This window comes from Mycobacterium sp., from assembly GCF_035623875.1.
GTDB lineage: Bacteria > Actinomycetota > Actinomycetes > Mycobacteriales > Mycobacteriaceae > Mycobacterium.
Genome location: NZ_DASPSP010000086.1, coordinates 1 through 12,868, shown reverse-complemented (window position 1 = coordinate 12,868; position 12,868 = coordinate 1). Strand labels below are relative to the sequence as shown.

12 protein-coding genes are annotated in these 12,868 nt (G+C 63.5%); 4 read left to right on the top strand and 8 right to left on the bottom strand.

The features are described 5' to 3' along the window. From VEI45_RS07045 to VEI45_RS07015, 7 genes are all read right to left on the bottom strand, one after another. Nucleotides 1-119 (bottom strand): hypothetical protein (locus tag VEI45_RS07045; protein WP_324851450.1); only part of this gene is annotated, 119 nt, incomplete at its 3' end. Then, nucleotides 116-1,156: a virulence factor Mce family protein gene (locus VEI45_RS07040; protein ID WP_324851448.1), complete on the bottom strand. Its 1,041-nt coding sequence runs from the start codon at nt 1,154-1,156 to the stop codon at nt 116-118. The genes VEI45_RS07040 and VEI45_RS07045, both read right to left, overlap by 4 nt. After that, complete coding sequence (locus tag VEI45_RS07035) at nt 1,153-2,460, bottom strand: MCE family protein (protein ID WP_324851446.1); 1,308 nt, start codon at nt 2,458-2,460, stop codon at nt 1,153-1,155. Before VEI45_RS07035 ends, VEI45_RS07040 begins: the two co-directional genes overlap by 4 nt. A 5-nt stretch (nt 2,461-2,465) precedes the next feature. Continuing rightward, a complete protein-coding gene (locus VEI45_RS07030) occupies nt 2,466-3,344 on the bottom strand; it encodes an ABC transporter permease (RefSeq protein WP_324851444.1) in 879 nt (292 codons plus the stop codon). 1 nt (nt 3,345) lies between these two features. Then, a complete protein-coding gene (locus tag VEI45_RS07025; RefSeq protein ID WP_324851442.1) occupies nt 3,346-4,140 on the bottom strand; it encodes an ABC transporter permease in 795 nt (264 codons plus the stop codon). Nucleotides 4,141-4,730: 590 nt separating this feature from the next. After that, nucleotides 4,731-5,402 carry a TetR/AcrR family transcriptional regulator gene (locus VEI45_RS07020; RefSeq protein ID WP_324851440.1) on the bottom strand — a complete coding sequence of 224 codons (672 nt, stop codon included), beginning with the start codon at nt 5,400-5,402 and terminating at the stop codon, nt 4,731-4,733. Nucleotides 5,403-5,545: 143 nt separating this feature from the next. After that, nucleotides 5,546-5,863 (bottom strand): hypothetical protein, encoded by a 318-nt coding sequence (locus VEI45_RS07015; RefSeq protein ID WP_324851438.1) that lies wholly within the window; start codon nt 5,861-5,863, stop codon nt 5,546-5,548. Nucleotides 5,864-6,152: 289 nt separating this feature from the next. Between VEI45_RS07015 and VEI45_RS07010 the strand changes: the two genes are divergently transcribed. Beyond that, nucleotides 6,153-6,605, top strand: coding sequence for a universal stress protein (locus VEI45_RS07010; protein WP_324851436.1), 453 nt, complete (start codon nt 6,153-6,155; stop codon nt 6,603-6,605). 27 nt (nt 6,606-6,632) lie between these two features. Here the strand turns inward: VEI45_RS07010 and VEI45_RS07005 are convergent, their stop codons facing one another. Further along, nucleotides 6,633-7,226 carry a hypothetical protein gene (locus VEI45_RS07005; RefSeq protein ID WP_324851434.1) on the bottom strand — a complete coding sequence of 198 codons (594 nt, stop codon included), beginning with the start codon at nt 7,224-7,226 and terminating at the stop codon, nt 6,633-6,635. A 162-nt stretch (nt 7,227-7,388) separates the two neighbouring features. On the opposite strand from VEI45_RS07005, the gene VEI45_RS07000 reads away from it, so the two are divergent. From VEI45_RS07000 to VEI45_RS06990, 3 genes are all read left to right on the top strand, one after another. Next, nucleotides 7,389-8,447, top strand: a complete 1,059-nt coding sequence (locus tag VEI45_RS07000; RefSeq protein WP_324851432.1) for an amidohydrolase family protein — start codon at nt 7,389-7,391, stop codon at nt 8,445-8,447. A 299-nt stretch (nt 8,448-8,746) separates the two neighbouring features. Next, nucleotides 8,747-10,135 carry a CehA/McbA family metallohydrolase gene (locus VEI45_RS06995; protein WP_324851430.1) on the top strand — a complete coding sequence of 463 codons (1,389 nt, stop codon included), beginning with the start codon at nt 8,747-8,749 and terminating at the stop codon, nt 10,133-10,135. A 182-nt stretch (nt 10,136-10,317) separates the two neighbouring features. Continuing rightward, a partial coding sequence (locus VEI45_RS06990; protein ID WP_324851428.1) for a GH92 family glycosyl hydrolase occupies nt 10,318-12,868 on the top strand: 2,551 nt, incomplete at its 3' end.

The window sequence follows — 12,868 nt, the reverse complement described above, 5'->3', positions numbered from 1 at the left end:
GGACTGGCAAACAGCATCGGGACGCTGGTGAAGCTTTGGCCGACGAGGACGACGAGCACCAGCACGGCGATGCCCATGAGCCCGACGCGACCGCGGTTGAATTCCGTCAGTGTTCTCATTGCGGCGTGCACCTACCCGTGGGCTGCTGCCAGATCCTGACCGTGCGGACGGGGCCGCCGGCCTGTAGGCCGTTCCACTTGATCGTGAGGTCGCACAAGTAGAAGTTCACCCAGTCTCCGTAGAGGCCGATGCTGCGTCCGATCAGGTTGAGCGCGGTTGGCAACTTGTGGATCAGATCGCCCAGCTGATCACTTTGGTCGACGAGCGGCTGCTGAAGACCCTGCAGGTAGTTGATCTCCTTGTGCAGCAGAGCGCGGTTGTCGGCCAGCAGGTCGGCTACTGTTCCCGCGGCGTTGCTGATGTTTGCGGTGCCGGCGGCCAGCGGGTCGGCGTTGTTCTTCAGCCCGGTGATCAGTTTCTCGAAGTTGTCGACGGTCTCGTCGAACTCCTTCCGGTGTTTGACAGTGGTGTCAAGCACGATGTTGAGGTTCTTGACCACCTCGCCGATCGCTTGGTCACGCTCGGCCAGATGCGAGGTGACTTCCGCGGTCTGGTCGAGGATGTCGTTGATGGTGCCGCCCTGACCCTGAAACACGGTGATGATGGCCGACACGATGGTGTTGACCTTTTCCGGATCGAGCGCCCGGAACAGCGGCTTGAAACCACCGATCAGCGCGTCGAGGTCCAGCGCCGGTGAAGTTCGCGACATCGGGATGAGTCCGCCCGGCGGCAGCACCCGGTCTGCGCCCTCACCCTCGCCGCGGTTGAGCTCCACGTACCGGTCACCGATTATGTCGAGATAGCGGATCTGCGCGGTCGTCGACTGATAAAGCGGTAGCGAGCGGTCGACATCGAAGTCCACCCGTACCCGCTTGCCGCCGTCGACCAGCCGTACCTTCTTGACCTTGCCGATCTCCACTCCGGAGGCGCGGACGAACTGACCGTCGCGCAACCCGGTGGCATTGCTGAACTCCGCGGAATAGCTGTTGGTGCGGTTGAAGCGCATCTGACCGAACACCACGATGATGGACACGGTGATCAGCAGCAGCACCAACGAGATGATGCCGAGTCTGATAGCGGTGCCAGTGATTTTCATGGGTTGATCGTGTTGTCCCCGACTTGACGGCCCCAGACGTACTCGATTGCGTACGGTGAGCCGGTATCTACGTGGTTATACGGCGCGAGACTGGCGCCGGTATCCATCACCAACTCGGGCGCGGGCCACAGATCACGGGTGATGGTCTGCCAGCAACCGGGCGCACCGCCCGGCCCACCGCGAGCGTTCACCCGCGGCAGATTGTCCGGATAGACGTAGGGATTCGGCGCCCCGCCCACCAGTCCGGCCAGCCCCAGGAGTCCCATTGTGCCTACCGCGCCGACCAACCCCGGGAGCGTCAAGATGCCTCCCAACCCTGACATCAGCTCGGTCATGGTTCTTAGCGCGTAGCCGTTGCCGCTGCCGACCGTCGCACCGGCCAGCGGTTCTTCGTCGTGGTAGCCGCGGATGGTGCAGAAGATCTCGGGACTGTAGGTGTCGAGCAGCTGGGCGGTGGGCACCAGATCGGCGACCCCCCGCTGCAGGTAGGGCCCGCCCCGGCGGAAGATGTCTGCGCCGGTGTTGCCCAACCCGGTCGCGGCCAACAACGCGGCATCCAGATCGGCTTCCTGCCGGTGCAGCGTGCGCGCCGTGATCACCGCATTGCTGAGGGAGTCGAACAGATCCGGTGCGGCGTTGGCGTAGGTGTCGCCGAGCGCGGCCAGTTGCTGAATGTCATGGCGGATCTGTGGCATTCGCGGATTGATCTCGTCGAGGATGGCGTTGCCGTTGACGATCGACTGTCCGAACTTGTCACCCAACCCGTTCAACGCCTCCGCGGCCGCGGCCAACGTCAGGTTCAGCTTGACCGGATCCACCTTCTCCGCGATCAAGGTAATCGTCTCGAACAGCGTGTTGAACTCCGTCGTCACCGACCTAATATCGATCACGTGCTGCGGGTTGATGCGCTGCGGCGCAGGATGTTTCGGCGAGGTCAACGACACATACTTGCCGCCGAATACCGTGGTCCCCCTGATGTTGGCGTCCACATTGGCCGGAATCAGGCTGATGTACTTCGGATTCACATCCATGACGATCTTGGCCGCCGGCTTGCCGTCACGCTGGATCTCCGAAATGTGGGCCACCCGGCCGATTTCCACCCCGTTGTAGGTGACCTTTGACCCCGGATCCATCACCAGACCCGCCCGGGCAGCCACCATCGTCAAGGGTGTCTTCGGCGTGAGCTGCCCCCGAAACTGCAGCCACACGAACGCCAACACCAACGCGGCGACAAACAAGAACACCACAGCCGCCGTCTTATAGGGCGGGATACGTGGCGGGTTCTCCTTCGCCGGGGTCGTCATGACGGTTACACCGTGAGGTTGAAGTTCGGGTTTTTGCCGTAGACCGCCATCGCGGTCAGAACGACCACGACGACGATCGTGATCAACGACAGCCGCATCGACCGGCCGACCGCTTCACCGACGCCGACCGGCCCGCCGCTGGCGTTGTAGCCGTAGTAGCAGTGGGTGGTCATCACGACCACCGCAACGAGGATCACCTCCGCGAACGACCAGCCCACGTCGTTAAGGCGCACGAATGTCTGGAAGTAGTGGTTGTAGGTACCGATGGACTGTCCGTACAGGAAAACCGTGGTGACCTGCGCGGACAGGAAGGTCATGGTGATTCCCAACGCGTAGAGCGGGATGATGACGACGAAACCCGCCAGGATCCGGGTGGACGCCAGGTAAGCGATTGACTTGATGCCCATCACCTCCAGCGCGTCGATCTCTTCGCTGATGCGCATGGCGCCCAGTTCGGCGGTGGCACCGGCGCCGACGGTGGCGGCCAGCGCCTGACCGGAGGCCACCGGCGCCACAAACCGCACATTGATCATCGCGGCCAAAAATGCGGTGAATGCCTCGACACCGATGTTGCCCAGCGAGGCGAAGCCCTGGATGGCGACCAGTGAGCCCGTGGACAGGGTGATGAAGCTGACGATGGCGACGGTGCCACCGACCACGGCCATCGCGCCGGTACCCATCCCCATCTGGGCAACCAGCTTCAGCAGCTCTTTGCGGTAGCGGTGCACAGCGAACGGGATCAGCCCGGCTGCGCTTAGTGCGAACCAGATCATCTGCCCGACCTCGGTCAGTTGCCGGGCCGGGGCGTGGCGGTATCGACTGAGGGTGGCGGCTGCCCGCGGGAAGTGGGCACGCGGTGCGGTGGCCGCGGTAGCCGTAGCCATGTCAGCGCCCCGTTCCGAACCGGACACCGATGGTGGTCAGCGCCGCGTTCACCGCGAACAGCGCGATGAAACACAGCACCACCGTCTCGTTGACGGCAGTGCCCAGACCTTTGGACCCGCCGCGGACGATCAGCCCGCGGTAACAGCCGACCAGGCCGGCGATCAGCCCGAACGTCGCGGCCTTGATAATCGCGATCACCACCTCGGGCAGGCCGGTGAGCGCTGTCAACGTGGAGAGGTAGGCACCGCTCGACACGTTCTGCAGGTACACGCTGAAGAGGTAGCCGCCCGCCAGGCCGACGGCGACCACGAGGCCGTTGAGCAGCACCGCGACGGCTGTCGAGGCGACGACGCGGGGCACCACCAGCCGGTGGATCGGGTCGATGCCGAGCACCTCGAGCGCGTCGATCTCCTCGCGGATGGTGCGGGCGCCGAGGTCGGCGCAGATGGCCGTCGACCCGGCACCGGCGACCACCAGCACCGTCACAATCGGGCCGAGCTGGGTGACCGCGCCGATCGCGGCAGTAGCACCGGAGACGTCGGCGGCGCCGAATTCCGCTATCAGGATGTTGATCGTGAAGATGAGCAGCACGGTTTCCGGGATGGCCACCGCGATGGTGGGCAGCAGCGACACCCGCATCAGGAACCAGCCATTCAAGATGAACTCGCGCCATTCGAACGGCTTCGTCAGGGCTTTGGCGGTCAGCACGCTCATCCGGAAGAACCCGCCGACCACCTCCGTCCCTGGCCGGATCCGGTCGGTTATTTTGCCGGTAATCAGGTGTGAAGTAGTCATTGGCGCAGCTTCGGGTCAGTGTGGAAATCGACTGGGGCGCCTAATCGCAACGTTTCGAGCTGCTTGCTCACAGGGCGGCGATGCTGCGAAAAGCGCTTCGCGAGAATACTTCTCGAGCTACGCGTGAACGACGCAAATTCCTGACTTCGTCGCTCCACGTTGCGGCGCAAGGGTTCTTGGTGGGACCCGCGGGCTCGGCCACCGCCTGATTCCCGGTGCCAATCGACCACATCATCCTCGCGGCCGACAGTCTCGGTCCCCGGACTCTGGCTCGGTGTCGCGCTCGTTTGCGTCACGCAGTAACTATTGCATTAGACCGTCCGTACAGTCAATAAAGGAAAAAATCGCCACGGGTTTCCTATGGGACCACCCCGATATCCACCGCTGCGGTACCAGCTTTCTCGCCACTACCAGGGGTTTTAGCGCCCTCGGCCATTGCCGGCGCGCGTTGATCGGTTGCCCCAGCGTACTTGAGAGAGCGCGCACTTTTAGCAAATTCCCGACTATACGTACAGTCACTTGCCCGCCGTTACGACTAAGTGCTGGCATGCGTGCTGCTGGCGTGCGTGACGGATTGTGCGGCTATGCGGTCAACCTGTCGCGCTCGTTACCGCGGCAAGGCATTCGCGCACCACCGAGACGATGTCGGTGGAAGGGTTCGCCCACTTGCTCAGCCCCAAGCGGTCGAGCAGCAGCCCGCCGAGGAACACGTCGACGAAAGCAGCCCCGACTTGTTCGGGTGTCCGGGAACCGACGGGGTCGAACCACACCCACATCCACTGCAGCGATCCCCACAGCTGCAGTGCCGCCAATTCGGCGTCCACACTTCGGAATACACCGCTTTCTATCCCATTGCGGATCTCGTCAATCGTGAGCGTTTGCAGTTGATGGCGCAGCTTACGCACTTGCTGCATCGCCGGGTCATCGGACAGCTGAACTACCTCGCGCTGGCTCGCTACCGTCGCGTTGCGAGCGATGACCTGTAGTAGTGCGGAGGCATAAATCATCGCGGCAATGCGTTCATGCGGCGAGGTCAGGCGGTCCCACACCATCCGTAGTGCATCGAGCTGGCAGGCCAGGTGGGTTTCTTCAAGCTCCCGCAACATCTGCGCTTTGGTTCCAAAGTGATGAACGATGGTGCCTTTAGACATGCCGAGTTCGTCGGCGATGTCGCCGAGATTCGTTCTGTCGTAGCCACGTTCGGCGACATATCGGACAAACGCGTCGAGAATCTCGCTGCGCCTGCCGGGCGATCGGGGCATCGCAACCCTCCGAAGTAACTAACCGTACGGACGGTCTATTATACTTCGAGAAAGGAGTATCCCCTAACCTGGCTTGCGCCGGCTAGACCCACAGGCCTGGCACTGGACCCGTCAAGGTTGGTGGTTGCCTGATGCCCGGTCGGTCATAGGGCCTGCAACGCCCTTGAGCCACGGAACCCATCGGGTGCAGTGACGACGTACATGTTCGCACCCGGTGCCGACTTAATTTCACCGGCGGTGAACATGGTCATGAGTTCTCTGCCATCACTGTCGGCAACGCACACATAGGTATCGGTCTCAGCGTCATAGTCGAAGCTGTCCCAAGCCAATACGAACGCTAAGCAGTTGCCTTCGCGGTCAGTGATGATGAGCTTGTGCACACCCGACTTTTTCAATAGCTCGGCATCCTGCACGCGTTGTTGAGAAAGCGCGTTGTTGTGGACCGTCCTGCTGTTTAACACCAAGTACCTCCTTAGCGAGGTCGTCCCGGTCTTCGTGGAATTTGAGGTGGCGGTCCCCACCTGGGGCCTACCGAACGGTAGGTCTTCGGACGAACCACCACGAACACCCAAGGAAGGGGACCGCTATGAAGACCGTACCGACTGTTCGCGCTGGATATGGCCGATATCGCCATAGTCCCGCGAGGATCTGCCGACCTCATCCAATTGCATTTCGCGAAATTTTCAGGGTCTGCTGAATTGGCGAGTTACTGTCTCCGGTAGGCATTGCAAACGACGCTGCGGAGGGCAAATGACGACCTATCAGACTGTGCTGGTCGGCACTGATGGCTCGGAGTCGTCACTGCGCGCGGTCGAACGTGCGGCGAAAATTGCCGCCGACTCGAACGCGAAGCTGATCATTGGGACCGGCTACTTCACCCACGAGGACGATAAGCGAGCGGCCGACGTCCTCGGGGAAGAGGGCTACAAGGTGCGGGGCAACGCGCCGATCTATGCGATGTTGCATGATGCTCGCGACCGAGCAAGGGCGGCTGGGGCGAAGAACATCGAGGACCGGCCGATCAAAGACGCTCCGGTGCATGCGCTCGTTGAGCTCGCCGAGGAGGTCGGTGCCGATCTGCTGGTGGTCGGCAATGTGGGACTGGACGCGCGATCCGCGATCGTCGGGCGGGTGTTCTCGATCCCCGGGGCTGTCGCCAACAGGGCGAAGATCGACGTATTGATCGTTCATACCACCGGCTGATCGGTTACCAGCTCTGAAGCACCTGAGCTACGCAGTCAGCACTGCAGAGTCGGAGGACAGGTCCTCCTCGATAATGTCAAATGCTTTCTGCAGCTCGATCTTTCCCTGACTGATGAAGCCTGCGCCCTTCCCGATGTCGATGGGGTCCTGGTTTTGCGTCCCCGAGATGCAGTAGCCGATCCCAGCCCGGTAGTCATCGAATGCCTGCTGCAGGGCGGTATTCAGCGCTGAGTCCGGACTCGGCAGGTGCTGCTGGGCATTCGCCAGCGCGTCACGGGCCGTTTGGCAGGCTGCCCGCGTCCCGGCGATGTCGCCTCGACTCGCAGCGGCGACGACGTTGTCTCCTGCGATGCCCAGAGAATCGATCGACGGCTCGGCTTCGTCGAGCCATGCGCGCAACAGCTCGCCGAGCGAGCGGGAATCCAGCGGCAGAGCAGGCGCTGCGCTCGCGGGCAGAGCTGTCCCGGTGTTCGATGGAGCCAGCCGCGCGGTGGGCAAACTGTGATGCGCCCAGGTCGACAGCACGGCGATGACCACCAACAACACCGCCGCGCCAACCGCCGCGATCAGTTCATGGCGTTGATACCGGCCCCCGGTGCGGTGACGGCCGGACGAGGCCATAACGAACTCCCTGATCAGCGAAGTGAAAGCTGACTAACCGTCTGCGATGTTTCGCGTCCGGCACTGTCGCCGACGAGGGTCGTTTGCCTCGGATGCCTGCGCCGTAGGGCCCTTGATCAGTAGTCCAAAGTCCCATCGGGAAGTAGTGGTTGAGTGGATGTCATGAAGATCATTGCTTTCGAGGAGCACTACGTGCTTCCGGCAATCGCCGAAGCGAATCCGAACAACCCGCGCAAATTGTTCGGCGAGGTGCGCAACGGCCACTTCGAGGACAGCGACGCCGACGGCGGGTGGCCGACCGGCATTCTCGATATTGGCGAAGGTCGGATTGCCGCGATGGACGCGGCCGGCATCGACGTGCAGATTCTGTCCAATGTTCCCGGCGCAGAGGCCGTCGAGGTGCCGCTGGCGGTGGAACTGGCCAGCAAGGCCAACGACGCCGTGGCAGCCGCGGTAACCCAACATCGCGCCCGGTTCCTCGGCTTTGCGACCCTGCCGATGGGCGACCCGAAGGCCGCCGCTGCCGAACTGGAGCGTGCCGTGCGCGATCACGGGTTTGTGGGTGCGCTGATCAATGGGCACGTCAACGGCCGCTACCTCGACGACAAGTTCTTCTGGCCGGTGTTCGAATCCGCCGAAACGCTCGGCGTGCCGATCTATCTGCATCCCACCGTGCCGCCGCAACCGGTGATCGACGCCTGCTACAAAGGCTTCTCCCCGGGGGTGTCGGCGATGTTGTCGATCGCGGGGGCCGGCTGGCACATCGACACCGGGATCCACTGCCTCCGGCTGATCCTCGGCGGGGTGTTCGACCGGTTTCCCCGACTACAGCTCATCGTCGGCCACCAGTTCGAGGCGCTGAGTTGGATGGCGTGGCGAGCGGACTACGCGTTTCCGGTAGCCGAGAGTGGCCTCAAACGCACCGTCAAGGAGTACCTGCGGGAGAACTTCTACGGCGGCATCCTCGCCGGCGACTTTGCGAACCAAGAGCCGGGCGCAACGGATCCGAGTTGGAGCCTGTCGTTCAACGCCTATCAGGCCATGGTCAACGTGATCGGCATTGACCGGGTTGTGTTCACCGCCGACTATCCGTTCGGCAGCATGAAATCCGGTCGGCAATTCCTCGAGCAGTTGCCCATCAACCCGGCCGACAAAGAAAAGATCGCCCACCTCAACGCCGAGCGCCTGCTCGGACTTTCGAATAAGGTCCAGCCGCAGTAGGTTCGAATCGGCTCGCCGAATTGCCACCGGCTGTGGCTGTTCCAGCCGTATCGTTTGGTCCACGCCTGTCCGAAAGAAGTTGCACGACAAGGAAGTGTGGTCGTCATGATTGAGCAATCCGCCGCAATTACGATGGAAAGCGCCCCCCGCGGGCACCCTGTCGCGCAGTCAAACCGTGTTCATGGTCGCCACTCGTTCCGGCGGCTTCCGGGCTGAGCCACTGATTGCAAGCGGCCCGACGGCCGGTGTTCGTGTCGATGTAACGAGTGGTTACTCCCTTGTAGCGGATGCTGGCAGCCATGGGCATCGCGACAGTTGCGCCCGGTGCGATCGAGGTTACGTTCGCTGGCCGGTTTGGGTTTGGCATCTACCGATGGGCTTACCTGCCGTTCGAGGTGCCGTTCGGTGTGCAGCGTATTCGAGTTAGCAGGTCGCACTCGAACTTCGGCGCCGGCGGAGTGGCCCGAAATGTACTGGATCTAGGTATCTTTGGTCCGGCCGGCTACGACTTGGGTAATGCAGCGGGATTTCGAGGCTGGTCGGGCGACGCGCGTGACAGCTTCACCATCGCAAGCAATTCCGCCACCCCGGGCTACCTGGCCGGCCCGATCGAGCCCGGTGAGTGGGCCGTGGCGCTTGGTCCGGTGGTGCTAAGCCCTTGGGGCATGGCGTGGGAAGTGCACGTCGCTATGGAACGCGGGGAACCCGGGGCGGAGTGCGAGCCCGTGGCCGCGTTTCCGTCGCCGCCGTCGGTCTGCGGCGCGCGCTGGTATCGCGGGGACCTGCATCTGCACACCGTGCACTCCGACGGCGTCCTTGATCTGGGCGAACTGGCGACGGCGGCGCAGGCCAATGGGCTGGATTTCATTGTCTCGACCGACCACAATACGAACTCCGCCAACCGGGCATGGCCGGCGTGCAGCACCGGCGGCCTGCTGGTGATTCCCGGCGAGGAGGTCACCACTCGCCACGGGCACTGGCTCGCGGTCGGCCTGTCACCGCACGGCTGGGTCGACTGGCGATATGGCCCAAGCGACGGGGTGTTTCCGCGTTTCGCCGCCGAGGTTCGCGAAGCCGGCGGCTTGGTGGTCGCTGCCCACCCGTCCGTGCCGCTGCCGGGGTCAGCGTGGGAGTTCGGCTTCGACCACGTGGACGCGCTGGAGGTATGGAACGGCCGGTGGAATCTCGATGATGAACTGTCGCTTCGTATTTGGCAGCGGCTGCTGCGGCAGCGCCGGCGCGTCGTGGCCGTCGGCGGCAGTGACTCGCACGGCGAACACCAGCAGGTCGGCTCGCCGCAGACGGTCGTGCACGCGGGTGAGTTGTCAGCACCCGCAATTGTCGGCGGGCTGCGCAGCGGCCGTTCGTACCTCGCTCGATCATGCGATGTCGCCCTGCAGCTGACTGCGAGCAGCGACGGCTGCGTGGCCGGTCCCGGGCAGACACTTCCGGTAGCGCCTGGCGCATCGGTGACGGTGACCGCCGTGATCAGCGGAGCCCCGGGCACGAACGTCGCCCTGATCACTGCTGCGGGCCGGGTGCGACAGGCGACGGTTGGTCCGTCCGCCCGGCTGCAATGGGAACTCGACGCCGCGTCGGCCTGCTTCGCGCGACTGGAGGTGCGAGAGGCGCAGCGGCGCCCGCTCGGTGCAATGGTCGCGTTGACAAATCCGGTGTGGTTCGGCTGAGTGCGACGCGAGTCCCACCCGTATCAACGGCTGGGGCATGGGCTGGGTGCGATATCGCATCGAGGAGGCCCCTAATGGTTGAGAAATCTGGCCGCCTTCGCCCGATGCTGCGGCGCTCCACGGTGCGGCTAAGCCGAGCTTGTGGTGGCAGGCGGTAACGTCCATGCCGGGAAGAGATAGCGATGTGGTCACGAAGGCGCCTCGCCGCCCTCTTGGGGGCGGTTCTGCTGGTCAGCGTGATGCTGGCCAGCGCGGTGCCCACGTCCTACGATGCGCCGGCCATCGTCGCGAATCCCGTCGACCACGTCGACACGCTGATCGGTACCGGGACGGGTGGCCAGCGGGTGGGAGAGATCAACAACTTCCCCGGCGCCTCTGTGCCGTTCGGGATGGTGCAGTACTCGCCGGACACCGCCGGCAACTACGCGGGCTACGACCACGGCAATCGACACGCCACCGGATTCAGCATGACGCACGCGTCGGTGGGGTGTGCAGCGTTCGGTGACATCTCGATGCTGCCGACCACCACCCCGATCGGCTCCGAGCCCTGGGACATCACCGAGGAGATCGCCCACGACGACACCGAGGTCGGTGTGCCCGGCTACTACACAGTGCGGTTTCCCGCAACGGGAGTGACCGCAGAGCTCACCGCGACCACCCACACCGGCGTGGGTCGGTTCACCTACCCCGGCAACGGTCGGCCCGCGCTGTTCTATATGAATTCCGGAGCTTCGCTTGGCGGTACCTCCGCCGCGAACATTCAGATTGGCGACGACAACACGACGATCACGGGATCGGCGACCAGCGGCGGCTTCTGCGGCAAGGACAACGTCTACACGGTGTACTTCGCGATGAAGTTCAGCCGGCCGTTCACGTCCTACGGCACCTGGGATGGTGACTCCGTCTTTGCCGATGGCCGCAGCGCGTATTCGAGTTACACCGGGTCCAGCGGGGGATACGTGGGATTCCCGGCGGGCTCGCGAATCGAGGTTCGGACTGCGCTGTCCTATGTCAGTCTCGACGGAGCGCGAGCCAACCTCGCCGCCGAGGGCAAAGCCAACTTCGACGACGTCCGCGGCGCCGCATCGCGCGAGTGGAACGGCAAGCTGTCCCGCATCTCGATCGCCAGCGCCGATAACGCCGACGTCGAGACGTTCTACACCGCGCTTTACCATTCGCTGTTGAATCCCAACACCTTTAACGACGTCGACGGTCGTTATATCGGATTCGATCGCGACGTTCACACGGTGGCCCCGGGGCACGCCCAGTACACCAACTTCTCCGACTGGGACACCTACCGGGGACTTGGCGCGCTACACGGATTGCTGTTCCCGGAGCAAGCCAGCGACATGGCCCAATCGCTGGTGAACGACGCGGAGCAGAGCGGGTCGTTTCCGCGCTGGGCACTGGCGAATACCGCGACCGCCGAGATGACCGGCGACAGCGTCGTCCCGTTGATGGTGAACTTCTACGCCTTTGGCGCCAAGGATTTTGACGTCCACGCCGCGTTGCGCTACATGGTCAACGCCGCCACCAAAGGCGGCGTCGGGCTCAACGGTTACGTGGAGCGACCGGGAATCGCCACCTATCTACAAAGCGGCTACCTTCCCGAGACGGCGGACTCCTGCAGCGGTGGCGCGATCCCCGGTGCCTCGATCACCTTGGAGTGGTCGGTCGACGACTTCGCCATCTCCCGATTCGCTGACGCACTAGGCGATTCCGCGATCGCCGCCAAATTCGAGAACCGGGCACAGTACTGGCAGAACCTGTTCAACCCCACCACCCGCTACATCTCGCCGCGTGATGCCATGGGCTTGTTTCCTGAGGGCCCCGGGGTCGTGGAGCCCGCCCCGGGCTGCTTCAGCCAGCTCGGATTCGACGAGGGTAACGCGGAGCAATACGTCTGGTATGTGCCGCAGAACATCACAGGCCTGGTGACTGCCCTCGGTGGCCGAAAAGCGGTGGGAGACCGGCTCGACCGCTTCACCGAGCAGCTCAATGCGGGTCCCGAGGAGCCGTACCTGTGGGCTGGTAACGAGCCGGGTTTCGACGTGCCGTGGCTGTACAACTACATCGGTCAACCGTGGAAGACCCAGGTCTTGGTCGACCGGGTGCGTAGCGAATTGTTCACTCCCACACCCGATGGCGAGCCAGGCAACGACGACCTCGGCGCGATGTCCAGCTGGTACGTGTGGGCTGCCCTCGGCTTGTACCCGAGCACACCGGGAACGTCGATCCTCACCGTGAACACACCGCTTTTCGATCGCATCGTAATCGCGCTGCCCGCAGGCAAATTCATTCAGATATCCGCGCCGGGCGCATCCGGGCCCAACCGCATGAAGTACATCAAGAGCGTTCACATCGACGGGCGTCCCACCGATCAGACCTATCTTCCGGAGTCGATCATCCAGACCGGCGGCGAGGTGGCGTTCTACCTTTCTCCTCGGCCCAACAAGGCCTGGGGCACCAGCGACTCCTCCGCGCCGCCATCATTCGGCGCGGGCAGTTCGGCGGTGACCGTGAATGTTTCGCCGGCCGTCGTCGACATCGCGCACGGAGCCTCGGGCAACGTGACTGTTTATGTGCAACGGATGATCGACGGTCCCGGCGGCTACACCATCACCGGCACTTCGGACAACGGGGGAATCAAGGCGGCCAAGACATCCGGAGAGTTCGCCGCCGACGGATCGGCTCGCGCGACCGTCGCCATCACGGTGGCTCGGTCGGTGCCCA

What these genes read in the sequence shown, in the direction of transcription:
- VEI45_RS07040 (WP_324851448.1), bottom strand. Translation starts at nt 1,156, where the DNA reads ATGAAAATCACTGGCACCGCTATCAGACTCGGCATCATCTCGTTGGTG.
- VEI45_RS07035 (WP_324851446.1), bottom strand. Translation starts at nt 2,460, where the DNA reads ATGACGACCCCGGCGAAGGAGAACCCGCCACGTATCCCGCCCTATAAG.
- VEI45_RS07030 (WP_324851444.1), bottom strand. Translation starts at nt 3,344, where the DNA reads ATGGCTACGGCTACCGCGGCCACCGCACCGCGTGCCCACTTCCCGCGG.
- VEI45_RS07025 (WP_324851442.1), bottom strand. Translation starts at nt 4,140, where the DNA reads ATGACTACTTCACACCTGATTACCGGCAAAATAACCGACCGGATCCGG.
- VEI45_RS07020 (WP_324851440.1), bottom strand. Translation starts at nt 5,402, where the DNA reads ATGCCCCGATCGCCCGGCAGGCGCAGCGAGATTCTCGACGCGTTTGTC.
- VEI45_RS07010 (WP_324851436.1), top strand. Translation starts at nt 6,153, where the DNA reads ATGACGACCTATCAGACTGTGCTGGTCGGCACTGATGGCTCGGAGTCG.
- VEI45_RS07005 (WP_324851434.1), bottom strand. Translation starts at nt 7,226, where the DNA reads ATGGCCTCGTCCGGCCGTCACCGCACCGGGGGCCGGTATCAACGCCAT.
- VEI45_RS07000 (WP_324851432.1), top strand. Translation starts at nt 7,389, where the DNA reads ATGAAGATCATTGCTTTCGAGGAGCACTACGTGCTTCCGGCAATCGCC.
- VEI45_RS06995 (WP_324851430.1), top strand. Translation starts at nt 8,747, where the DNA reads ATGGGCATCGCGACAGTTGCGCCCGGTGCGATCGAGGTTACGTTCGCT.